Annotated in this window: 22 protein-coding genes; 9 read left to right on the plus strand and 13 right to left on the minus strand. The window is 59.1% G+C overall.

Annotated elements, in window-relative coordinates; genetic code table 11:
• The gene (locus RG540_RS09465) at positions 1 to 348 is read right to left on the minus strand and encodes a DoxX family protein (protein WP_038587104.1); all 348 of its coding nucleotides are present in this window, start codon (positions 346 to 348) and stop codon (positions 1 to 3) included.
• Between the two features lie 134 nt (positions 349 to 482).
• On the opposite strand from RG540_RS09465, the gene RG540_RS09470 reads away from it, so the two are divergent.
• On the plus strand, positions 483 to 1,055 hold the full coding sequence (locus RG540_RS09470) for a TetR/AcrR family transcriptional regulator (protein WP_038587107.1): 573 nt from the start codon (positions 483 to 485) through the stop codon (positions 1,053 to 1,055).
• An 856-nt stretch (positions 1,056 to 1,911) separates the two neighbouring features.
• Here RG540_RS09470 and dusA read toward each other — a convergent pair.
• Positions 1,912 to 2,907, minus strand: coding sequence for a tRNA dihydrouridine(20/20a) synthase DusA (dusA, locus tag RG540_RS09475; RefSeq protein ID WP_051909611.1), 996 nt, complete (start codon positions 2,905 to 2,907; stop codon positions 1,912 to 1,914).
• Between the two features lie 180 nt (positions 2,908 to 3,087).
• Here dusA and RG540_RS09480 point away from each other — a divergent pair, with 180 nt between their 5' ends.
• Positions 3,088 to 4,158 carry a site-specific integrase gene (locus RG540_RS09480; protein WP_038587111.1) on the plus strand — a complete coding sequence of 357 codons (1,071 nt, stop codon included), beginning with the start codon at positions 3,088 to 3,090 and terminating at the stop codon, positions 4,156 to 4,158.
• 500 nt (positions 4,159 to 4,658) lie between these two features.
• On the opposite strand, the gene RG540_RS09485 is transcribed toward RG540_RS09480, so the two are convergent.
• From RG540_RS09485 to RG540_RS09495, 3 genes are all read right to left on the minus strand, one after another.
• The gene (locus RG540_RS09485) at positions 4,659 to 4,949 is read right to left on the minus strand and encodes a DUF1330 domain-containing protein (protein ID WP_038587114.1); all 291 of its coding nucleotides are present in this window, start codon (positions 4,947 to 4,949) and stop codon (positions 4,659 to 4,661) included.
• 228 nt (positions 4,950 to 5,177) lie between these two features.
• On the minus strand, positions 5,178 to 5,603 hold the full coding sequence (locus tag RG540_RS09490; RefSeq protein ID WP_038587117.1) for an organic hydroperoxide resistance protein: 426 nt from the start codon (positions 5,601 to 5,603) through the stop codon (positions 5,178 to 5,180).
• 13 nt (positions 5,604 to 5,616) lie between these two features.
• Positions 5,617 to 6,495 carry an SDR family oxidoreductase gene (locus RG540_RS09495; RefSeq protein ID WP_038587120.1) on the minus strand — a complete coding sequence of 293 codons (879 nt, stop codon included), beginning with the start codon at positions 6,493 to 6,495 and terminating at the stop codon, positions 5,617 to 5,619.
• Between the two features lie 127 nt (positions 6,496 to 6,622).
• Between RG540_RS09495 and RG540_RS09500 the strand changes: the two genes are divergently transcribed.
• Entirely contained in the window at positions 6,623 to 7,246 is a 624-nt protein-coding gene (locus RG540_RS09500; RefSeq protein ID WP_038587123.1) for a TetR/AcrR family transcriptional regulator, read from the plus strand.
• A 113-nt stretch (positions 7,247 to 7,359) separates the two neighbouring features.
• Here RG540_RS09500 and RG540_RS09505 read toward each other — a convergent pair whose 3' ends face one another.
• Positions 7,360 to 7,743 carry a winged helix-turn-helix transcriptional regulator gene (locus RG540_RS09505; RefSeq protein WP_037078318.1) on the minus strand — a complete coding sequence of 128 codons (384 nt, stop codon included), beginning with the start codon at positions 7,741 to 7,743 and terminating at the stop codon, positions 7,360 to 7,362.
• 136 nt (positions 7,744 to 7,879) lie between these two features.
• Here RG540_RS09505 and RG540_RS09510 point away from each other — a divergent pair, with 136 nt between their 5' ends.
• The 3 genes from RG540_RS09510 to RG540_RS09520 all read left to right on the plus strand — a co-directional run bounded on the left by RG540_RS09510 (position 7,880) and on the right by RG540_RS09520 (position 10,793).
• Positions 7,880 to 8,614 carry an NADPH-dependent F420 reductase gene (locus RG540_RS09510; RefSeq protein WP_038587128.1) on the plus strand — a complete coding sequence of 245 codons (735 nt, stop codon included), beginning with the start codon at positions 7,880 to 7,882 and terminating at the stop codon, positions 8,612 to 8,614.
• Between the two features lie 97 nt (positions 8,615 to 8,711).
• Positions 8,712 to 9,377 (plus strand): NADPH-dependent F420 reductase, encoded by a 666-nt coding sequence (locus RG540_RS09515; RefSeq protein WP_322789618.1) that lies wholly within the window; start codon positions 8,712 to 8,714, stop codon positions 9,375 to 9,377.
• A 93-nt stretch (positions 9,378 to 9,470) separates the two neighbouring features.
• The gene (locus RG540_RS09520; protein ID WP_080724906.1) at positions 9,471 to 10,793 is read left to right on the plus strand and encodes an NtaA/DmoA family FMN-dependent monooxygenase; all 1,323 of its coding nucleotides are present in this window, start codon (positions 9,471 to 9,473) and stop codon (positions 10,791 to 10,793) included.
• Between the two features lie 203 nt (positions 10,794 to 10,996).
• Here the strand turns inward: RG540_RS09520 and RG540_RS09525 are convergent, their stop codons facing one another.
• The 5 genes from RG540_RS09525 to RG540_RS09545 all read right to left on the minus strand — a co-directional run bounded on the left by RG540_RS09525 (position 10,997) and on the right by RG540_RS09545 (position 16,549).
• Positions 10,997 to 12,160: a mandelate racemase/muconate lactonizing enzyme family protein gene (locus tag RG540_RS09525; protein ID WP_038587133.1), complete on the minus strand. Its 1,164-nt coding sequence runs from the start codon at positions 12,158 to 12,160 to the stop codon at positions 10,997 to 10,999.
• Positions 12,161 to 12,469: 309 nt separating this feature from the next.
• Complete coding sequence (locus tag RG540_RS09530; protein WP_038587135.1) at positions 12,470 to 13,555, minus strand: tartrate dehydrogenase; 1,086 nt, start codon at positions 13,553 to 13,555, stop codon at positions 12,470 to 12,472.
• 12 nt (positions 13,556 to 13,567) lie between these two features.
• Positions 13,568 to 15,073: a tripartite tricarboxylate transporter permease gene (locus tag RG540_RS09535; RefSeq protein WP_038593412.1), complete on the minus strand. Its 1,506-nt coding sequence runs from the start codon at positions 15,071 to 15,073 to the stop codon at positions 13,568 to 13,570.
• 6 nt (positions 15,074 to 15,079) lie between these two features.
• Complete coding sequence (locus tag RG540_RS09540; protein WP_038587138.1) at positions 15,080 to 15,532, minus strand: tripartite tricarboxylate transporter TctB family protein; 453 nt, start codon at positions 15,530 to 15,532, stop codon at positions 15,080 to 15,082.
• Positions 15,533 to 15,583: 51 nt separating this feature from the next.
• Positions 15,584 to 16,549, minus strand: a complete 966-nt coding sequence (locus tag RG540_RS09545; RefSeq protein WP_038587141.1) for a tripartite tricarboxylate transporter substrate-binding protein — start codon at positions 16,547 to 16,549, stop codon at positions 15,584 to 15,586.
• Positions 16,550 to 16,670: 121 nt separating this feature from the next.
• On the opposite strand from RG540_RS09545, the gene RG540_RS09550 reads away from it, so the two are divergent.
• Positions 16,671 to 17,588: a LysR substrate-binding domain-containing protein gene (locus RG540_RS09550; RefSeq protein ID WP_038587144.1), complete on the plus strand. Its 918-nt coding sequence runs from the start codon at positions 16,671 to 16,673 to the stop codon at positions 17,586 to 17,588.
• A 96-nt stretch (positions 17,589 to 17,684) separates the two neighbouring features.
• A complete protein-coding gene (locus tag RG540_RS09555) occupies positions 17,685 to 18,728 on the plus strand; it encodes an alpha/beta hydrolase (protein WP_051909306.1) in 1,044 nt (347 codons plus the stop codon).
• A gap of 192 nt (positions 18,729 to 18,920) precedes the next feature.
• On the opposite strand, the gene RG540_RS09560 is transcribed toward RG540_RS09555, so the two are convergent.
• Positions 18,921 to 19,871: an AraC family transcriptional regulator gene (locus tag RG540_RS09560; RefSeq protein ID WP_244446642.1), complete on the minus strand. Its 951-nt coding sequence runs from the start codon at positions 19,869 to 19,871 to the stop codon at positions 18,921 to 18,923.
• Here RG540_RS09560 and RG540_RS09565 point away from each other — a divergent pair.
• Positions 19,870 to 20,871, plus strand: coding sequence for an amidohydrolase family protein (locus tag RG540_RS09565; RefSeq protein ID WP_038587147.1), 1,002 nt, complete (start codon positions 19,870 to 19,872; stop codon positions 20,869 to 20,871). The two genes, RG540_RS09560 and RG540_RS09565, sit on opposite strands and share 2 nt — an antisense overlap.
• Positions 20,872 to 21,462: 591 nt before the next feature.
• On the opposite strand, the gene RG540_RS09570 is transcribed toward RG540_RS09565, so the two are convergent.
• On the minus strand, positions 21,463 to 22,917 hold the full coding sequence (locus RG540_RS09570) for an aldehyde dehydrogenase family protein (RefSeq protein ID WP_038587150.1): 1,455 nt from the start codon (positions 22,915 to 22,917) through the stop codon (positions 21,463 to 21,465).
• Between the last annotated feature and the right edge of the window lie 17 nt (positions 22,918 to 22,934).

Genomic DNA, 22,934 nt, shown 5'->3' on the forward strand with positions numbered 1-22,934 from the left:
CTACGATGAGAACTGGACAGACGCGGCGATCACCAACAGCAGGAACACCGCCGGCGGCGGGATGTGGCGGAAATCACGGGCCCGAACGATAGCGACGATCGCGGCGACCATAATACAGGCTCCGAGCACCGCGCCGATTGCGAAGGTCGGCCGCAGGATCAGTAAGAAGGCCGTAATGAATTCGAGTATCGCGGTGATCCAGCACCACCACGATGGAAATCCGTAGCGAACGAATTGCTCTCGGACAGCCTTACGGCCTGACGCATTGATGATAGCGCCGAGAAGAAATGCTGCGGATGCTGTAAGCGTCGCAGCATTGTCTAGCGAGAACGATATCAGGTTCGACATTCAAAGACCCCAACGGTGCAATCGTCGCAATGACGATAGCGTCGAACTTAAATCTAGCAATGCTATATTGTCAATCGTTGCAATGAATGATTTTGAGCGCTAGTATTGCTCGATTGCGGACCGAAGGCGGAAGTATGGGTATCAACGAGCGCAAAGAGCGGGAACGGGCTGAGCGGGAGCAGCGGATCGTCGCCGCGGCAAGAATGCTTGCCGAACGTGATGGCTGGGCTTCGGTCACCATCCGACGCCTTGCGCAGGAGATCGAATACAGTCAGCCCGTCCTGTACGCCCATTTCGAAAATCGCGACGCGATCGTCGGGGCGGTCGCGCTTGAGGGGTTCGGAAAACTTGGGCCGACGTTGCGGGCGTCGGTCCGCCGAGATGCCAGTCCGGCAGAGGCTATCGAAGACGTAGCCACGGCTTACCTTGAATTCGCATTCGAAAGGCCAGCTCTTTACGAAGCCATGTTTGTTCTGCCGAGCGGCCTTCGGTTCGCTAAGTCCGACACGCCTCAGGTGCTACGTGACACGTTCGGAGCTATGATGGCGGTCGTTGAGCCGTTTTGCGCCGACCCTGAAATCACGACGGAAACTTTTTGGGCTGCTTTACACGGATTGGCAGAGCTTGAGCGCCATGGCCGGATCAGAGCGGCGTTCCGAGGCGAGCGGGTAAGGCGTGTCGTTGGGATGTTTGCGATTGCGAATTGAGCCAACTGCACGACGCCTACGCGAGAGATGTCAATTGCAATAGCATCACCAGCGTCAATGAATTTCAGGAAACTCGTGCCTCATGCTCTGCCCGCCTATGGCGCAAAGCAGCCATGGTCTTATGCATTTGGCATTGGTTTTTTGCCTGGATTATAGTTTTGGGGGCGTTAGTAGCCCGTCCTCAACGGGGATGCTTCTGAACACGTCCTGCAACCTTTTCTGCAGCTTAACCCCAATCCATATCCTCTCTCATCCTCGCCTTCCCAACCCGTGCCTAAAATCCCCTCGTTCCGTCGCGGATACACCGGCAGGCGTGCCGGCGAGGCGGGACCGGCGCGGACGTCAAGGGCAAGACGCAAAACCTTGGGGTTCGGGTTCGCGGAAAATGGTCTCCCTCCGGCGACGCGGGACGGGTGAGAAGCTGTCGGACCGACTTCTCGTTTCGTTTTCCGTCATGGTGCGTCGGGCGTGCCTGTGAGGCACACAGGGTGATGGGGTCGCGCCGCGCGGCGTCCGAGGGTTTTTCAGAAAACCCGGATTGTGCGGCGCAGGTGGAAGACGATGCCGGGCGGCAGTCATGGCCTGCGGCATCCTGGTCTGCGAGCGTGCATGACGCCCTCTTCGGAGGGGCACGCAACCGTTCCCACAACCCCCGTCATCGCAGAGGGACCGAAGTCGCGGATAATAACCGCCGAACGGGGCGCTGAGAGGTGTCACTTATTACTTATCTTACGAGGCAGCTTTCAGCGCCCCGTCCGATCCTCGGGTCTCGCTTTGCTCGCCCGAGGATGACGAAAAGAAACCGAGGATCGCCAAGGGAGGAGTGTGTCCGATGGAAGCTCGAAAATCTCCGCCCTTATCCCGCCAGCCTCTTCTCCTCGGATTGAACCCGAGACCCGCCGTCGATATCCACCGCCGCAAAGGCCGCCGCGATGACCTCCGGTCCGGCACCCGGCCGGGTGGCGTCGGTGGAGAGGATCTGGCGAAACCGCCTTGCGCCGGCAAAACCCTGGAACAGCCCGACCATGTGCCTTGTGACGTGATGCAGCCGCCCGCCCCGGCCGATCAGCTCTGCCGCATAGTCCGCCATCGTATCGCGCAGCGCCGGCCAGTCGATCTCGGTGGAGGCCTCGCCCGCAATCCCGCCACCTGCCAAAAACGCATCCACGCCGGCGAGCATGCCGGTATTGTGATAGGCGGCGCGGCCGAGCATCACCCCGTCCATATGGGCGAGATGGTTGGCCGCCTGTTCCAGATCGGCGATGCCGCCGTTGATGCCGATGAACACGTCCGGGTTTTCCCGCTTCATGGCATAGACCAGCTCGTAGTCGAGCGGCGGCACTTCGCGGTTTTCCTTCGGCGAAAGCCCCTGCAGCCAGGCCTTGCGGGCATGGATCCAGACCGCATCCGCCCCGGCGCCGATCACCCGCGCGAGAAAGTCCGGCAAAACGTCCGTCGGCTCCTGGTCATCGACGCCGATCCGGCATTTGACGGTGACCGGCACGCTCGACACCCGCTTCATCGCCGAAACGAGGTCCGCCACATGCCCCGGATCCCGCATCAGGCAGGCGCCAAAAGTGCCCGACTGCACCCGGTCCGAAGGGCAGCCGACATTGAGGTTGATCTCGTCATAACCGTAATCGGCAGCGATCCGCACCGCCTCGGCCAGCTTTGCCGGGTCCGAGCCGCCGAGCTGCAGCGCAACGGGATGTTCGGCCGGAGAAAAAGACAAGAGCCTGTCGCGCGGCCCATGAATGATCGCGTCGGCCACCACCATCTCGGTATAGAGCAGCGCATCCTTCGACAATTGCCGATGCAGGAAACGGCAATGCCTATCCGTCCAATCGATCATCGGCGCAACGGCGAAAACGGGAGCCTTGAGATATTTACTTTTTTCTTTTTTTTCAGACTCTTGCGTCACTCTGTTCTCCGTTTGATTTACGCTCATTTTGGACCAAATCCGGCGATTTCGGCACTAGATTTGGTCCTCTGGACCAAATATAATACCCGTGGACCAAATCAGGAGGCGGTCATGGGCACTATCACCGCGCGCAAGCGCAAGAATGGCAGCGTTGGCTATAGAGCGCGCCTGCGGGTCATGCGGGATGGCGTGACTTATCACGAGACGGAGACTTTTGACAGACGGCCGGCGGCCGCTGCGTGGATGAAGAAGCGCGAGCAGGAACTCGCGAAGCCGGGAGCTATCGCCGGCGCTATTGCGGTTGACCCCACATTGGCGAAAGCCATCGATCGCTACACAGAGGAGTCCATCAAGGATATAGGCCGTACAAAGGCGCAAGTGTTGAAATCGATCAAAACCTACGACATCGCCAAGATGCCCTGCTCCACAATCAAGTCGAAAGACATCATCGAGTTTCTGCAGTCGCTAACCGGCAAACCGCAGACGGTTGGAAACTATGCCAGCCACCTCGCTGCTGTCTTTGCAATCGCGCGACCGATGTGGGACTTCCGGCTCGATGAGCAGGAGATGAAGGACGCAATCAAGGTCGCTCGCCGCATGGGGATCATTTCCCGCTCCATCCAGCGGAGTCGAAGGCCCACGCTGGAGGAACTCGACCTACTGCTCGGCCATTTCATTGATCGCCGGAAGAAAATTCCCCAAGCGGTGCCGATGCATAAAGTCATTGTCTTCGCTCTTTTCTCCGCGCGCCGCCAAGAAGAGATTACTCGCGTAGCGTGGAACGATTTTCAGAAGGAGCACAAACGTATCCTTGTCCGCGATATGAAGCACCCAGGAGAAAAGATCGGCAATGACATGTGGGTGGACCTCCCCGACGAGGCGGTTCGGATCATAGAAAGCATGCCCAGTAGCAAGCCCGAGATCTTCCCCTACTCCACCGATGCCATTACAGCCAACTTCACCCGCGCCTGCAAGTTACTGGATATCAAGGATTTACGCTTTCACGACCTGCGCCACGAGGGAGTTTCACGGTTGTTTGAGATGGGTTGGAATATTCCCCATGTTGCAGCGGTCAGCGGGCATCGATCGTGGGTCAGCCTTAAGCGATATACGCACATTCGCGAGACGGGCGATAAATATGCGGGCTGGCACGGCCTTCAGTTGGCCATCGACACCAAATAAGTATTCGACCAGCCTACTGAACCACCGGTGCCATGCAGAACCGCGTAGCACGGAGAAGGGATTGGTTGCGGGGGCTCGCAACAAACCATTCCTGCGGCTGGTTGAAAAGCGTCTTCCAAAGCTAGCGGCCTAGGCTCGCGACTTCGCCAGTTCAACTACCTGTTTACCCGCCCACCTATTCTATGTTGTGGCCCGCCTATTCTCCCCCATATACAACCGCGGTTGCACCGAAATTGGCTGGCATCCCAGCCACCGGCAAACCTGCCGTGCTTGGCCCCACGACTACCTCCATCCATTGATAGGTGCACATCGTACGCTGGACGGCCTTGTCTGCCGTTTCTTTCCAACATTGAAAAGGAAGATCTGAGCGGACGGGATGACGAGATACCCTTCGAAAAAGCTGCACTCATTCTTCGGAGAGCATCTTGTTGATGGACTGGCGCCCGCCCAGAAGGCCGGGGACTATTGATGACGTTTACGGGATCGGAAGCGAGGCAGACCTACTTGATCCCGCCTATGATAAAGGACCGATAGTCCGCCCCGAGAAACCGATGTTTCACGGCAGCTTGGTATCCGGGACTGTCGTAAAAGGCGCGTGCCGCCTCCATAGTGGGAAAACTGACCATCACCACACCGTCGGGAGCTGCCCCCTCCAGAACGTCCTGAGGGCCGTGGGCGGCGAGTACGGTTCCTCCCGATTCCCCCAGCAATGGCCTCAACATTTCCGCATAAGTCTGCAGTTCAGCTGCATCGCGGCTACGTTCTTGAATGAAAATGGCATAAGCGGTCATGTTAAATCTCCTTAAGAGTTCCGGACCCGGTCGGTTGCAATTGACGACCTTGCTTAAGACGGGTCGTTTGAAGGCTGCGCGGGCTTGTCGAGGTCGAAGACGATATCGATCGCAGGGCGGATTTCGAGCTACGCTAGCCGTTGACGGGGGATATGCGGGAGCCGGATCTCCAGATCAGGGCGCGACGATCGTCGTCCTTTTCCGTCATATCCGCCTCCCGCATCGACATCAGTTCGTCGTAACGGTGATGGCCACGTCGATGTTGCCCCTTACCGCGTTCGAATAGGGGCACGTCGCATGCGCCGCCTGTACGATCTCCTCAGCCGCTGCCTGATCGAGACCGGTGATCGCGACGTCGAGCGCCACTGAAAGGACGAAACCACCGTTGCCATTTGGTTGCAAACCCACGTCGGCCACCACCACGATGTCGGTATCCTTCACCCTGGTGGCCTTGTTGCGGGTGATGTGGATCACCGCATTTTCGAAGCAGGCTGCATAGCCGGCCGCGAACAGTTGCTCCGGATTGGTCGCACCTCCCTTACCGCCCATCGTCGTGGGCAGCGCCAGCGGAAGATCAAGAAGGCCGTCTTCGCTGCGGACGGTACCGCTGCGGCCACCGATCGCTGTGACTTTGATGCTGTAGAGTGCGCTCATCGTCGGGCTCCTGTCACAGCATCTCTGACATGCCAAACGAAGTCAGCATCTCGTTCTGAATCGGGCGTACGGCCTCGTTCAGTCGATGAACGCCGAAGTCCAGACCTTCGGGCATGACGACCGTGCGCAATGGACGCCGCTCCGTGGCCTCGACCAGCTCCGCGATGGCATCGGCCACGCGCTGGGGCCGCGGGGGATTGGCCTCATCTTGTCCGTCATTGGCGTGCGCCTTGATCTGGCCCGGGATTGCGGCGACCTCTCCGTAGGATGCAAGCACCGTCTGGTCGGATGGCTCAGGGCTCGACGAAATGAGGTTGCTCGGGAATGGCCCCGGCTCGACGATGACGGAGTCGATTCCAAAGCCCTTCAGTTCGTAACGATACGCTTCGGCAAGCCCCTCGAGCGCAAACTTGCTCGCGGAGTAGGTGCCGAAGAACGGAAAAACCACCCGACCCATCAGGGATGTCACGTGCACGAGGAGTCCGCTGCCGGCGGCACGCATATGCGGGAGAACGGCGCGGTCTGCCCGTACGGCGCCGAAGAAATTCACCGCAAACAGCCGTTCGATGTCTGCCACCGTGTAGGCTTCGGTGACCCCGACGGGCATAAGTCCGGCGTTGTTGACCAGAACATCGATCTTTCCGTGCTGCTTGAAGATCTGGTCGATCGTGGAATTGACCGAGGCCTCGTCGGCGACGTCCATTTCAAGGACTTGCAGCACATGTCCCTCGGCCTTCGCCGCGTCGATAAGGTCCTTTCGGACCTTGGCATTTCTTCCCTCGACGTCCCGCATGGTCGCAACCACCGTATGGCCCCGCCTTGCGAGTTCCAGCACCGTGAGGTTTCCGAAACCACTGCTTGCGCCTGTGACAACAACGACTTTTCCGCTCATCTTCAGTTCTCTCTCTTTGAAATCCTTTGGCCGCAAACCACCAATAGACAGACCTGTATGTATTTGCAATCGCAAAATTTACAGAATAGTCTGTCTATATGTCGGCCAAGGATCTGAGGTGACGGAAATGCAGACGCGCAGCGTGCTTGAGTTTGTAGATGTGGATGGAAAATCGCTCGATGCCCTCGCCCCGCGAGAACGCATATTGAAGACTGCGTCTGACCTGTTTTACCGGCTTAGCATCAACTCTGTCGGGATAGACCGGATCATCGCCGAGAGCGGCGTGGCGAAGATGACTTTTTACAAGCACTTCCCCTCGAAGGCCACCCTCATCGCTACCTATCTGCGCCACAAGAGAGTCATCTGGTTCCAGATGCTCGCGACCGCGACCGAAAAGCCTGGCCTATCGCCGCCTGAGCGGGTGCTCGCGATTTTCGACGCGATAGATGAACCTCTCAGGGCAAAAACTTTCCGCGGTTGTTCGTTTGCGAGAGGATTGGCAGAATTCGGACCCGAGGCAAACACTCCAGAGGTGCAGGCGACAATTGCCGAGTATTTCACGGAACTGCATGAATTCGTTGCATCGCTGATTAAGCCGCTCGCTTTAGATAAGCCTGAGCAAGCCGTCATCCAAATCCTGTCACTCGTCCAGGGTTCGTTTGTTATGGCACAATCCATTCCTAACGGTGGAATTGTTGAAGCAAACCGCGATGCAGCCAGACTCCTGTTGGAGCATGGGTTGTCCGATTAATTCCTTCGGGCAAGCGCCTGTTGGCGTCTCCCCTCTCTTCGAGCAGCAAACCTTCGAACAGCCTGCTAAAAATCAATGCGCGACGCCCGGGTCGCTGGGAGTGGTATTGCCGCTTACGCGGGATCCTGCGACACCGCAGCACGTGCGTCACGTCGCATAAAAGCCCAGTCAATCAGTTCCGCCATGGATGGACCAAGGGCGATCCCCATCTCACTGAGCGCATACTCTACCCTGGGCGGAACCTGAGGAAACACGGTTCGCGTGACGATACCGTCTTTCTCCAGTTCTTTGAGTTGCTGGATGAGCATTTTCTGGTTCACGCCCTCTACACGCTTCTCAAGTTCCGAAAATCTTAGCGGCCCTTTCGCACCAAACAGCTGGCAGATGATGACAATTTTCCACTTGCCCTCAAGGACCTGAAGAGCGTCCCTGGTCGCTGCTGCCCAGATCAACTGCTGCTTGGGATCGTCGCAGCGCCAGTCTCTCTCTATAGCCATACTTACCTCCGGGTGGGTTACCCACTTTCAAGTCGGTTCTTGCCGTATCATCTAGCTATACCTATTCTTCGGAGTATGAAAAGTCACGTCTCCGTCGGAGTGCGTTGAGTTCAGTACTCTCAGCAAGGGAATGACAATGAAGGTCGGAATCATTGGAGCAGGCAACATCGGTTCGACACTGGCACGCAAGCTCGCGGCGGCAGGGCACGAGATCAAGCTTGCCAATTCCAAGGGGCCGGAATCGATCCGCGACCTTGCTGCCGAAGTTGGTGCGACGGCAACGACCCGGGAAGATGCCGTAACAGGTGTGGATGCGGTGATCCTCTCCATCCCGTTCGCAGCGCATCGCGATCTCGCAGCGTTGTTTCAGACCGTTCCCGAGAACGTCGTCGTTATCGACACATCCAACTATTATCCGTACCGCGACGGTGCGATCGCCGAGATCGATGACGGCAAGCCGGAGGCGGTCTGGGTCACCGAGCAGATCGAGCGACCCATCATCAAGGCGTGGAACGCGGTGCTTGCCGAGACCCTTGCCAAGAAAGGCGCAGACAAGACGCAACCCGGCCGCATCGCCCTTCCGGTCGCGGGCGACGATCCTGAAAAGAAATCGCGCGTGCTGGAACTGGTCGAGGCGACAGGCTTCGACGCCTTCGATGCCGGGGGCCTTGCGACCTCATGGCGACAGCAGCCGGGCACGCCTGCCTATTGCACGGAACTGACGGCTGACGAGCTGAAAACGGCTCTTGGAAAAGCAGACCCGAACCGCTCGGCGGACAACCGCGAGACTCTGATCAAGGGTTTCATGGAAGGGGGCGAGAGCCTGACCCACGACGACATCGTCGCCCGCAACCGCGCCGTAACAGCGTGAGCAGGACAGGAAACATCATGAAAGTTGGTATTCTTGGCGCAGGCCACATCGGAAAACGCTGGTCCGCGAACTCAGCAGAACCGGGTACGATGTCAAAGTGGCAAACTCACGTGGTCCTGAAACGATCGATGCATCAATATTTGCATCCGGTGGACGCGCAGTAACGATCGAGCAGGCAGTCGAGGACGTCGACATCCTGATCCTTTCCATACCGCTCAACCGCCTGCCCGAAATTGCGCCCAAAATTGCCGCTCTTCCAAAGGACGTCGTCGTTATCGACACGTCCAACTACTATCCGATGCGCGACACCGAGATCGCCGACATCGAGGCGGGCGAAGCCGAGAGCGTCTGGGTATCCAGACAACTCGGCCGACCAGTCGCAAAGGCGTGGAATGCAATCGGTTCCGATTCTTTCGCCCGACTGGGAAAACCTGCGGGGCATCCGGATCGGATCGCCATACCGGTCGCTGCAGACAATGAACGCGACCGACTTGTCGCTATGGCGCTTGTGGGTGATACGGGCTTCGACGCGGTCGATGCCGGACCGCTTTCGGAGTCATGGCGCCAGCAGCCAGGATCTCCGGTTTACTGCACAGACCTCACGGCCATCGAGATTCCCGATGCACTCGCCGCCGCGGAAAGATCCCGGTTGCCAAAGCGGCGAGACCTTTCCGTCGCTGCGGTTCAGGAGAGGCTTGGCGATACGAAGAGCAATCCCGACGCGGGCTTTCTCGTGCGTTTGAACAGGGCCCTGTTCCTGTAGATCGCCACTTGGTAGCAACGGATATAGTCCCCGGTAAAAAACTGATGACCCGCGGCCCGTAAGCCGCGGGGGCGCCGGAACATGGGATCGATAATGTCGCGTAAAATGATGATCGGAATGCATTTCGGAAACGGTTATGGCTCCCAGCCGGGAGCATGGCGCATGGCCGGGGTCGATCCCCGGAACTACACGAACTTCGACAGCCAGGTGCGCTACGCCCAGGCAGCGGAACGGGGCAAGTTTCAGTTCCTGTTCATGCCGGACTTTCCGGTGTTGACCGGCAATGTCGAAACCGAAGCGCCGATGATTAACATCGATCCGATGATGACGCTCGCGGCCGTCGCGCGCGGGACCGAACGGATCGGATTGGTCGCGACCGGTTCGACCACCTTCAACGAGCCCTATAATCTGGCGCGCCAATTCAAGGCCCTCGACCTGATGAGCCACGGCCGGGCGGGATGGAACGCGGTTCCGACCAGCGATCCCGCGATCGCGGCCAATTACGGTCGCGACTTGCCGTCCCGCAGCGAAAAGTATCAGCGGCTTCACGAGTCGATCCAGATCGTTCAGGCACTGTGGGGCAGCTGGGAAAAGGGAGCGTGGCTGCACGACGCCGCATCGGGGCGCTTCGCGGACCCTTTCAGGATCCAGCCCATCAATCTACGAGGAAATCATGTCGGTTCAAGCGGTCCGCTGCCCCTCCCGCCGTCAGAACAGGGGCAGCCCGTCATCTTCCAGGCAGGCGGGGGCGACCAGGGATTGGAGGTCGCGGCCCGTTATGCAAGCGGCGTGATCGGGGCGGTCTACACCATCGAGGCCGCCCGTGCCCAGCGCATGGCGCTCCGCAACGCTGCGGAACGTGTTGGTCGCGATCCTGACGAGATAAAGTTTTTCCCCGGCCTCATGACGACGATCACGCCCGACAGACGAAGCGGGCTTGATCGCCGGATTGCGGTCAGCGGGGAAACCTTCCCGCAGCGCGTAGAATATCTCGGGCAGATGCTGGGATTGCAGCTGTACGCGGCACGGCTCGACGAGCCGCTGTCAACGGCTCAACTCGCGGCTGCTCGTCCGTCTCCGCGCGATCCCCGCTCAGCCCATGCCCTGAATATCGCAAGAGAGGGCTGGAGCCTGCGGGATATTCTGGCGCATGGCGTGATCGACTATCACCCGGTCATCGCCGGCCCCGCGGTCGAAGCTGCCGACCATATGCAGACCTGGTTCGAGGCGGGTGCGGCCGATGGCTTCTGGCTGTCGCCCGACGTCTACGAGGACGGCATCGATGCGCTCGTCGATGAGGTGGTCCCTCTCCTTCAGGATCGCGGACTATTTCATCGGGATTATGAGGGAACGACCCTGCGCGACCATCTCGGCGCACCGCCCCAGTACGGGCTTGATACGCGTATCATGCTGTGAACCGAAAATAGGCGAGCGCCAGATCGCTTTGCGTATCAATTTGCTTGGTCGTCTGAATGCCGGGTTTCCCCGACTCCAGACGATGATGGTCGAGAGCGGCTTGTCCGACGTCACAGATCATGGCTTTGAATCCTTGGGAGAGCAGGAAACCCTTGAAGAGAAAGCGTCAGGAGCTTCATGAACGCTCCTAACGTCCGATACCACTATTCGGCGAGTTCGCGCATGACCTTGATCAGGTCGGATTTGCCTTCGAAGCCGATGCCCGGCAGTTCCGGCATGGTGATGTGGCCGTCGATGACCTCGACGCCGTCCGGGAAGCCGCCATAGGGCTGGAAGAGATCTGGATAGCTCTCGTTGCCGCCCAGCCCAAGGCCGGCGGCGATATTGAGCGACATCTGGTGGCCGCCATGAGGGATACAACGCGACGGTGACCAACCGAACTGGCGCAGCACGTCTAGCGTACGCAGGTACTCGACGAGACCGTATGACAGGGCGCAGTCAAACTGCAGGAAGTCGCGGTCAGACCGCATGCCGCCGTAGCGCAGCAGGTTACGGGCATCCTGATGGGAGAAGAGGTTCTCTCCGGTCGCCATCGGGGCATCGTAGAATTCCGAGATGGCGGCCTGCAGCGCGTAGTCCAGCGGGTCGCCGATTTCTTCGTACCAAAAGAGCGGATAGTCTCGCAGCATCTTGGCGTAGGCGATGCCGGTCTCCAGATCGAAGCGGCCGTTCGCATCCACCGCAAGCTTCGCCTCGGATCCGATTTCCTCCAGCACGGATTCGATGCGGCCGCGGTCCTCGTCGATCGAGGCGCCGCCGATCTTCATCTTCACGACATTGTAGCCGCGGTCGAGATAGCCGCGCATCTCCTTGCGGAGCGCGCTGTTGTCCTTGCCCGGATAGTAGTAGCCGCCGGCGGCGTAGACGAAAACCTTCGGATTGGCTTCCCGGCCCTTCATGTCGGCGAGATGGCGGAACAGCGGCTTGTCCTCGATCTTGGCGACCGCATCCCAGACCGCCATGTCGAGCGTTCCGACCGCAACCGAGCGCTCGCCGTGACCGCCAGGCTTTTCATTCATCATCATAGTCGACCAGATCTTGTGCGGATCGAGGTTGGTGCCGGCGTCGTTGATCAGGCTGTTCGGGTCTGCCTGCAGGATGCGGTCCTTGAACCGTTCGCGGATCAGGCCGCCCTGGCCATAACGGCCGTTCGAGTTGAAGCCATAGCCGACGACGCGACGGCCGTCCTTGACAACATCGGTGACGACGGCGACGAGGCTGGCTGTCATCTTCGAGAAGTCGATATAGGCATTGCGGATGGGCGAAGCGATGGGCTTAGTGACTTCGCAGACGTCGACGATACGCATTTGAATCTCCGGTTCAGTTTTTAGGTAGGTAGCGAATGTTGTCTCTCTGCCGCACCTTCGCAGCGATCAGACGAGAGGACTAATGCCTTGGTAGCCGAGCGAGGCCGCGCATTCCAATGCTCTGACGATTTGTATTGGTGCCGTTTCAGCATTGCCAGTTCTCGCAATTTGATGAAATAGAATGAGAACCTGGGCGGACGATAAGGGTACTTGGCTGAATCGCTCTATCCGCCTCCATAGAATCGAATACCCGGCGATGCCAATTCGGCTTCATTGAGCGGCCGGCATATTCAGCGCCACGGCATGTCATCAAAGGGTTTCCGCAACGGCCTTTCCGCAAGTGACGGTGTCCGCATCTCCGCCCAGGTCGCGTGTCCGCAGCCTTTGGTCCGCGAGAACGGTCTCGATGCCAGCCATCACGGCAGCGCTGGCTTCATACTCTCCGAGATGGTCCAGCATCATCGCTGCCGACCATATCTGTCCGATAGGGTTGGCAATGCCCTGTCCCGCAATGTCCGGCGCTGATCCGTGAACGGGTTCGAACAGGGAGGGAAATTTCCGCTCCGGATTGATATTTCCCGAAGGCGCGATGCCGATCGTTCCCGTGCAGGCAGGCCCAAGATCAGAGAGGATGTCACCGAACAGGTTGGACGCCACCACCACATCGAAGCGGTCAGGGTTCAGCACGAAATGGGCGCAGAGGATATCGATATGGTATTTGTCCCAGGTGATATCCGGATAGGATTTGGCCATCTCCTCGACGCGCTCGTCCCAATAGGGCATCGAAATGGAGATGCCATTCGACTTGGTCGCAGAGGTGAGCCGTTTGCGCGGGCGGGTCTGGGCGAGGTCGAAGGCGAATTTCAGAATCCGATCGACGCCGATCCGCGTCATCACCGTTTCCTGGAGAACCGTTTCCCGCTCGGTTCCCGGGAAGATGCGCCCGCCGACCGATGAATATTCGCCCTCGGTGTTCTCCCGCACGACGTAGAAATCGATATCACCAGGTCCTCGCCCGGCCAGGGGCGAGGTGACGCCGGGCATCAGCCGGACCGGCCGCAGGCTCACATACTGGTCGAACTCCCTCCGGAACTGGATCAGCGAGCCCCAGAGCGAAATATGATCGGGAACGATCTCCGGCCAGCCAACCGCACCGAAGAAGATCGCGTCATGGCTGCCGATCTGCGCCTTCCAGTCCTCCGGCATCATCTGTCCGTACTTCACGTAGTAGTCGCAGGAGGCAAAGTCGAAAGTGTCGATCTGGAGTTCGAAGCCGAACTTTTTGGATGCCGCTTCAAGAACGCGGAGGCCCTCTGGTACGACTTCCTTGCCGATGCCATCACCGGCGATGGAGGCGATCTTGTGTATGCGGTTGGTTCTGTTTTCCAAAGTCATGCTCCAATTCTATCAGTCTTCCTCGACGAAGACCTGTTTGCGACGTCTCGCGATGTTAGGAAGAAAGGCGACGATCAGCACGATGAGGGCAACCGTCAGAAGTCCTGCGCTGATGGGCCGGGTAAAGAAGACGGAAACGTCGCCGTGCGAAATCGTCATCGCCCTGCGCAAATGCTCTTCCAGCAGGGGGCCGAGGACAAAGCCCAGCAGCATCGGCGCCGGCTCAAAATCCAGCTTCGATAATACGTAACCGAACACACCGAACGCCGCCATCACATAGAGATCAAACGTGTTGGAGTTCACGCTGTAGACGCCGATGGAGGCGAAGGCGAGGATGGCCGGAAAGAGCACCGTGTAGGGAACCGTCAGAAGCTTCACCCACAGGCCGATCAACGGTAGGTTCAGGATCACCAGCAGCAGGTTGCCGATCCACATCGAGGCGATCAATCCCCAGAACAGGACGGGCTGTTCGGTCGCGACCTGCGGGCCGGGCACGATGCCCTGGATGATCATCGCGCCGATCATGAGTGCCATAACGGGATTGGCCGGCACGCCAAGGGTCAGCATCGGAATGAACGAGGTCTGCGCCCCGGCATTGTTGGCGGCCTCCGGTCCCGCCACACCCTCGATCGCGCCATTACCAAAGCGCTCTGGCGTCTTGGAGATCTTCTTCTCAAGCGCATAGGATGCGAAGGACGCCAGGATTGCACCGCCGCCCGGAAGAACCCCTAAGGCGGAACCCAGCAATGTGCCCCGGCAAGCCGGCCCGATCATAGCCTTGAAATCTGCGCGACTTGGCCAAAGACCTGCAACACGGCTGATGACCGCGGTTCGCTCGATCGTCGTCTCCAGGTTTCGCAGGATTTCGGCGATTCCGAAGAGCCCGACGGCGACGGCCACAAAATTCAAACCATCCGCCAGTTCCGGTCGACCAAGCGTGAAGCGCATCGCTCCGGTATTGATGTCGGTTCCGACAAGTCCGAAGACGAGGCCCATCGACACCATGGCGATCGTTTTCAACACCGATCCGCGCGCAAGAACGATGGAAGCGGCAAGACCCAGCACCATCAGCCCGAAATATTCGGGCGAGCCGAATTTCAAAGCGATCGAGGTCAAGGGCGGTGCGAGGGCGGCCACGACCACCGTCGCGATGGTGCCGGCAAAGAAGGAACTCAACGCCGCGGCCGCAAGCGCCGGCCCGGCCCTCCCCTGCCGTGCCATCTGGTATCCATCCAGGGCCGTCACGGCCGACGAGGATTCGCCCGGCAGATTGATCAGAATTGCCGTCGTCGAGCCGCCGTACTGTGCGCCGTAGTAGATGCCGGCAAGCATGATCAGGGATGTTTCGGGCGAAAGCGACAGGGTGATCGGCAGGAGCATGGCGATCGTTGCCGTCGGGCCTATCCCCGGGAGAACGCCGACCAGCGTTCCGAGCAGCGTGCCCACGAAGCAAAAGAGAATATTGTAGGGCGTCAGCGCGGCGCTCAGGCCGAGCCCGAGATTTCCGATGAGGTCCATCATAGCCTAAACTCCCAACCAGGGGCCGATAAGACGGACGGGCAGCCCGAGGCCATAATAGAAGACGCCCAGACAGAACACGGTAATGCCGAGCGTGATGGCGAGAACGACGAGCGGCCTTTGCCCGGTCGCCGCTGTTGCCGCAGACAACGAGGTGAGCGCAACCGCTGGCACAAACCCCAGGCCACGGACGGTCAGGCCGAACAGGATCGGCGCGATGATGATGGCGGCCAGAGCCCGCAAGGGTGCGATCTGCGGGTGAAAGCCTTCAGTGTCCCTGAGGGCCTTTATGCCGATGGCGATGCCGATCACCGTGATGACGATCGACAGGATCAGAGGGAAATAGCCCGGGCCCATTCTGAGTGCAGAGCCGACGTCCATTGTAAACACGGACGAAATGCCGAACCCGATCCCGACAGCCAGCAGCGTGCCGGAAGCGGCAACATTCTTGATATCCATGGAAGTCCTCCGTTCGACTGCGGGCTTTACCCCGCAGTCGAACCATCACCGTTAATCTGCGAACTGACCGGCAGCCTTGATGATCGGATCCCACCGCTTGATTTCGGAATCGAGCTTCGTACGAAGCGCCTCCTGGGTCGCCTGCTCCTTCGTCGCAGGCATGGTGGCGATCTGCGCGAAGCGTTCTTTCAAGGTAGCGTCTTCCATTGCGGCCTGGAGTGCCGTCGTCAGCTTGTCCAGGACTTCTTTCGGAGTGCCCTTGGGCGCGTAGACGCCATGCCAGACCCCGACTTTGAATTCAGGCAATCCGGCCTCGGTGGTCGTCGGCACGTCGGGCAGCGTGGCAGCCCGTGCATCACTGGTGATCGCATATGCCTTCACCTGCTTCTGCGTGATCGGACCGACCGTGTTCGTCGCCTGGTCACAGGTCATATCGATCTGGCCGCCGAGCAAATCCGTCATGATCGGGCCGTTTCCCTTGTACGGAACGGTCGTCATCTGGGTTCCGATCGTTGACATGAACAACGTGCCGCAGAGGTGGGACGCGGCTCCGATCCCGGCATGGGCATAGGTTACCTTGTTACCGTTCTGCTTGATGTAGGCGACGAGTTCCTGAAACGTCGAAGCCGGGAACTCATTGCGCGCAATCACCGTCATCGCGGCGTCGCTGACGAGGCCGATCGGTTCGAAAGCTTCCGTCGGTTTGTAGGGTAGCTGTCTGTAGAGGGCTGGTGCGGTCGCCATTCCGATATGATGGACGAGGATGGTGTAACCGTCGGGGTCGGCGTCCGCCACGCGCCGGGCACCGATCGTTCCACCTGCGCCCGCAACGTTCTCCACGACGATCTGCTTGCCGAGAGACTTCGACATGGCGTCTGCGGTCAGCCGGGCAATGGTATCGGTTGGCCCGCCCGCTGCGTAGGGAACCACCATGAATATGTTGCGCTCTGGGTAATCGGCCGCAAAAACCGAGGTGACTGATAGCGTAAAGGCCGCTATGATCGGTAGTAACTTCATTTCTTCCTCCCATTTGCCGTCGTCTCCAACAACGGCACTCCTCAACGCAACATTCGCGAACAAGCGATTGACGGTCCAATGCCGTTTCGGCTTCAATTGGTGCCGGAAGTGAGAGGATGAGATGGATACTGCCTGGCTTTTGGACTTGCGAGCACTCGCCGACACCCTCAATTTCTCGAGGGCAGCGGAGCTGCGCAACATCACCCAGCCCGCTTTTGGTCGACGGATAAAGGCTTTTGAAGATTGGAGCGGATCGGTTCTGGTCGACCGTTCGACACACCGCATCAGGATTACGCCCGCCGGCGAAATCATGCTCGATGCCGCAAACGATATTCTTCAAAGGATCGAACGGGCCGTTCAGGACTTGAGCCAGGAACGGGCGGCGACCGCCACCCTAACGTTTGCGGCGACGCATGCATTGTCCTTCACCTTTTTCCCGGGTTGGGTCCAAAGTCTGGGCTCGTCGGTGGCGACCGTCCCGATCCGGCTCCTTTCGGATAATATGAACGAGTGCGAGAGGATGATGGCAGAAGGCCGAGCCCAGTTTCTGCTCTGCCACTTCCATCCGAACAGCGAAATTCGTCTGCATGACGCAGATTTCAAGTACATGGAACTTGCCAGCGACGTCCTTCTCCCGGTTGCGCAGAAGAATGACAAGGGAGCGCCGATTTACAAGCTGCCAGGCACGCCATCGGATCCGGTCGCACATATCTCGTTCGACGAGAAATCAGGAATGGGGCGAATCTTGGCCGCCAATCTGCCCCACGTGGGGAGCGAACTGCATCTCGCTCGTGTGTTCACATCCCATCTGGCAATGGTCTTGAAAGCGTTGGCATTGGAAGGGAAAGGCGTTGCCTGGATACCAAGCAGCCTTGCCAGTTCCGAGCTGGAGCCTGAAGGAAAGCTCGCAATCGCCGGCGACGAGAAGTGGATGGTGCCGGTCAAGATCGTGCTGATCCGATCCCGATCGCGGATGACGGAGTTGGCCGAGAAGTTCTGGACGACCGTCGAAAGCGCATCCAAGCGAAAGCCGGCGTGAGCGTAACGTAGCCGCCGGACGTGCGGGCTCTTGATATGCAATGTACCAACCACCGTCTAAGGCGTGATCTAATCCCATCCGTAGGAGAAAATCGAAATGAAGACGAAGCAGAAGATACTTCTTGGCACCTTGTTTTGGGGAGCAACCACAGTGGCCAGCAGTCTTGTTCAAGCTGACGATAAAACCTCGCTTCCGGGCTACGCAGAGGGTGCGCAGGTTGTCCGCGTCGAAAAAACACAAGGCCAGATCGATGAGATCAGCGGCGTGGTTTTTACGCAAATCAAGCAGGTTCGAGCCGTCACCCAGCTTGAAATGTCGCTGCTCGTGCCGCGGACCAAAGATCTGAAACCGGCGATTGTCTATTTTCCGGGCGGCGGCTTTATCTCGGCGGATCATGAGAAGTTCATAGACCTACGCATGCCGCTCGCCAAGGCGGGCTTCGTGGTCGCGGCTGCGCAATACCGCACGGTTCCGAACAAGTATCCAGCTCTCGTCGAGGACGGTAAGGCTGCGATCCGCTATCTGCGCAAACATGCGGACGAATACGGTATCGATCCTGCCCGCATCGGCGTGCTCGGGGATTCCGCCGGCGGATATCTGTCGCAGATGATGGGCATGACGAATGGCGAGAAGAGCTTCGACAAGGGGCAGTTTCTTGACAAATCCTCCGACGTCCAGGCGGCCGTGACGATGTACGGGATCTCGAACCTTCTGGAAATTGGCGACGGCTTTCCGGATGATATCGCAAAGGTGCATCAATCACCGGCGGTGACCGAGGCGCTGCTGGTGAACGGCACGGCGTTTGGGGATTTCCCCGGTGCATCGATCGGTAGCGACCCCGAGAAGGCCTTACAGGCAAGTCCCATGGGCCATGTCGAAGGCAGCAAGCCGCCGTTCCTCATCATGCATGGAAGCGCCGACACGCTCGTTTCGCCCCTCCAGAGCGTGCAGCTCTTTGAGGCCCTGAAGAAGAAGGGCGACAAGGTTGAGTACGTTCTTGTCGAGGGCGCAGGTCATGGCGATCTCACCTGGTATCAGCCGCCGATCATCGACCGGGTGGTCGAGTGGTTCAAGGCCACATTGGGTGGTCCGATCAAGGGAAACAGCAGCACCGGGAATGCCAGCGGCGGAAATCTCTGAATCGAGCAAGATGGAGGCCTCAATTTAAGTAGAGACAGACGCCGATTTGAAGTGAACTGGTCCTCAATCCTTCTCAAGGTCATTGATCGCGACGCCGCCACTCGCCTCTCAGTGTAGGAAATCGCCTTGTAGACGCCCTTGCAGCAAGGGGCATCGATAACAGAGAGACAAACTTTTGAGCGACTTACCGAACTATTCGGCTTGCTGACTTTTCCTTCTAAGCCTTCGCGGATCGGTAACTGTGCGGTCGAAGTATCGCGACGGCGTTGTTCCCAACGCCTTACGGAACATTGTTATAAAGGAGGTCGCCGACTCGTAGCCAAGGACTTCGGCGACTTGCTGTACTGGCACTCCGTCGGACAGCTTGGACAAGGCAACAAGCAAATGCAGCTGCTGCCGCCATCGACCGAACGTCATTCCCGTTTCCCTGAAGACCAAGCGGGCCAGGGTGCGCTCGCTGGTGGCGATCCGACCTGACCATTCGGCAAGCGTCGTGCGGTCGCCCGGATGCGCCATCAGCGCCTCCTGGATCGCCACCATCTTCGGATGGGACGAAACCGGAAGCCTCAAACCACCTGTCGGCATTCCCTCCAGTTCCTTCAACAGTACCTTCATCAGGCGGAGCTCGTGCTCGTCGGCGTCGCTCCCTACGGTCGTGCCAACGAGGCGCAGCACTATCTCCCTCACCAATGGGGTGATCTCGAGAGTGCAACAATGAGGGGGTAGGCAGGCGGCATCCTGTTTAACGAACAGGATGCCTATGCGCGAGTGCAGCGATGCCGGACTGCGGTGCCGAAGGCCGGCTGGAATCCACACGGCGCACCCGGTTGGAACGATCCATATCGAGCCGGGAACATGGCACATTACCGCGCCGCTCAGCGCGATGATGAGTTGCCCGCTCGCGTGCTCGTGCAGCGGCAGCTCAACCCAGTTCTCGTCGTACCCGACAAGTAACGCCATCGCGGGTGTCGCGAACTCGACGTCCCACGCGGCTGCCGTCGGGGCCCGAACGGGTGCGATTGGCAGATTTTCGATATCGATAGTCATTTCAAAGCGTATCACGCCATTAATGGACGCGATACTAACAATGATGGCGGCGTACTTTAGACTTTTCCCGCCGCCGAATGGAGAAAACGAGATCATGCGTATCATTGCATTAGAGGAGCATGTCATGCTCCCTGAAATGACCCAAAGAATTCCGGGTTCGGTTGCCGTAGAAGCCGGCTGGGTGCCATCGAGCGGTCATTGGGGTCCGGGACCTCTCAACGAGGCGCTAGGCGATATACAGCAGGGGCGCATCGATGCGATGAACCAGGCTGAACTCACCCTGCAAGTGCTGTCGGTCATAGGTCCGGGCGCCGAATTGCTGGCTGGAGAAGAAGGCATCGGCTTTGCGCGTGATTATAATGATCGACTTGCTGTTGCGGTCGAAAGACATCCCGATCGTTTCGCGGCATTCGCCCACTTGCCCATGAAAGAGCCTGCGGCGGCGGCAGACGAACTGGAGCGGTGCGTGAAAAAGCTCGGTTTTCGCGGGGCCTCCATCAATGGCACCACGGATGGACTGTTCCTGGACGACCCGCGGTTCGCTCCTATCCTGGCGCGTGCCGAGGCGCTCGGGTCCCCGCTTTATATTCATCCCGGACCGCCGCCACGTGCAGTGCGGGATGCTTATTATAGCGGACTGCCGGGCGAGATTTCATCGTATCTGCTGTCCAACGCCGGCTTCGGCTGGCATTCTGAAACGGCGATTCACATTCTTCGCCTCGTTCTGTCCGGCACGCTCGATCGGAACCCGGGCCTGAAGCTCATCATCGGTCACTTGGGTGAGTTGCTCCCAATGCTGCTCAAACGCGTTGATGAGACCTTCGGGACGGGAGCAGAAGCGGGACGGCAGCGGACCGTATCGCAAACTATTCTGGATCAAGTTTGGATCACGACCAGTGGCTTCTTCGACACGTCCGCATTTCTCGCCGCGCTGACCGCGTTTGGCACAGATCGCATCCTGTTCTCGGTCGACTATCCTTACGCCACGAATAGCGCCGGCGTAGCGTTTCTCAAAAGCCTGCCTGTTTCCCCCGCGGACAGGGCGCGCATCGCCCACGGAAATGCCGACACGCTTCTTGGTCTATCAACAGCTTGATCAACTCCACCCGGTCCCAGAGCCATCGTCGTGACCGAAGTTCAGGGACGGCGACGGGCTGTCACCGACGCAAAATGTTCCATGCCCGAACACAGGTCTCGACGCGGAGGAGCACTAACAGCGCCTAATAAGTGGACTGGAGCGGGAACCGACGAGCGATTGAGGCTTCGGCGCAGCATCACAAGCTGGTGGCGTTCCGGGAGGCGCTGATGGCGCATCCCGCCGCATCACAATTCCGACTGACGTGATTCCAAGGGAGATTTCGCAGGGCGGAGCGCGTAACCCAAGTCATACGCGCCGGAGCAAGCTGATTACCTTACATTGGGCACAAGCAGATTTAAGTCCGGTGGGTATTTTTTGAAACGCATCGCACCGGATCGTAGCTTCGGCGTTTATGGAGTACCGCAGCGCAGTGCGGGGGCTCGCAATCAACGATTCCTGCTATTGGTCGAGCGGCAAATTCCAAAGCTGGCGGCGCGGAAATCATCCCTTCGCCTTGAAGGGATGTGATCGGGCGGCAGGCGGTTGTCTCCAACCGTGGAAAAACGGCCATAAACGCCATCAGCGCTCAATAACCAAGCGAGCAATTTCTCACTCTGATATTGCGCTTTCTTCGCTCCAGCCCGAGACCGCTTTGGGTTCAAGGAATTCCTCGATGCCCCAGACGCCGCCTTCTCGCGCCCGGCCCGAAGCCTTTACGCCTCCGAACGGTGCACCGGCGGCGCGCGACACGCCGTTCATCTCGACCATGCCCGACTTGAGCTTGCGCGCCACGCGGTTTCGCCGCTCACCGTCCTGTGTCTGTACGTAGTTGCTCAGGCCGTATGGCGTGTCGTTGGCTATCGTGATCGCCTCTTCTTCCGTATCGAAGGGAATGATCGACAGGACCGGCCCGAATACCTCTTCGCGCGCGATCGTCATGTTGTTGTCGACGTCAGCGAAGATGGTGGGGCGCACGAAATAACCACGGTTCAGCCCGGAAGGACGGCCGGGGCCGCCGGCGACGAGACGTGCGCCCTCCTCGATCCCCTTTCCGATCAGGTCCTGAACTCTGGAATACTGGGTATCGGAGACCAGAGGGCCGATATGCGCCCCATGTTTGTCAGCCACATCGATGGCAAGGGCCTCCGCCACCGACTTCGCTGTTTCGACTGCGTCATCGTAGATGGAGCGCTGAACCAGCATGCGTGTCGGCGCATTGCAGCTCTGGCCCGTATTGTTGAAGCAATGAGCGGCACCGCGCCGGACCGCATCACCATCGGCATCTTCGAAGATGATGTTGGCGCCCTTGCCGCCAAGCTCAAGTGCAACACGCTTCAATGTTTCCGCGGCGACCTTCGAGATCGCCTTGCCTGCCCGTGTGGAACCGGTGAAGCTTATCATCTCGATGTCGGGGTGTGCCGACAACCGCGTGCCGACGCCCGGACCGTCGCCGTTGACAAGATTGAAGACGCCGGCGGGTATGCCGGCCTCGTCGGCAAATTCCGCAAAGAGCATCGACGACAGCGGCGCAACCTCCGACGGCTTGAGCACCAGGGTGCATCCGGCCAGCAAAGCGGGCGTCACCTTGAGAGTGACCTGGTTCATCGGCCAGTTCCATGGGGTGATCAGGCCAACGACGCCGATCGGATCCATGACGATCCGGTTGTCCGGCGCATGGTCGCCTAACGGCCTGACGAACTTGAAATCCCGAAACGCGGTTATGAAATTCGTCATGTGCCAGGCGCCCGCCCCTACCTGGCTCCTGAGGGCCATGTCGATCGGCGCACCCATTTCCTGTGAAATGGTGCGGGCCATTTCCTCGGCCCGGCGTTTGTAGATTTCCAGCAGGCGCTCGACTTTCGCCAGGCGCTCGCCCGGCGCGGTGTTCGACCAGCCGTCGAAGGCGCGTTTGGCAGCGTCGACGGCCAAGTCCGTATCCTTGTCGGTGCCGAGCGAAATGATGGCAAATGCCTCCTCGGTGGAAGGATTGATCACTTCGAGGTTTTTCGCCTCAACCGGATCAGTCCATCGGGCATCGATATAGAACTTGCGTTTATCGAGCATGATTATCCCTGTCCTGT

This window comes from Neorhizobium galegae bv. orientalis str. HAMBI 540 (genome assembly GCF_000731315.1).
Classification (GTDB): domain Bacteria; phylum Pseudomonadota; class Alphaproteobacteria; order Rhizobiales; family Rhizobiaceae; genus Neorhizobium; species Neorhizobium galegae.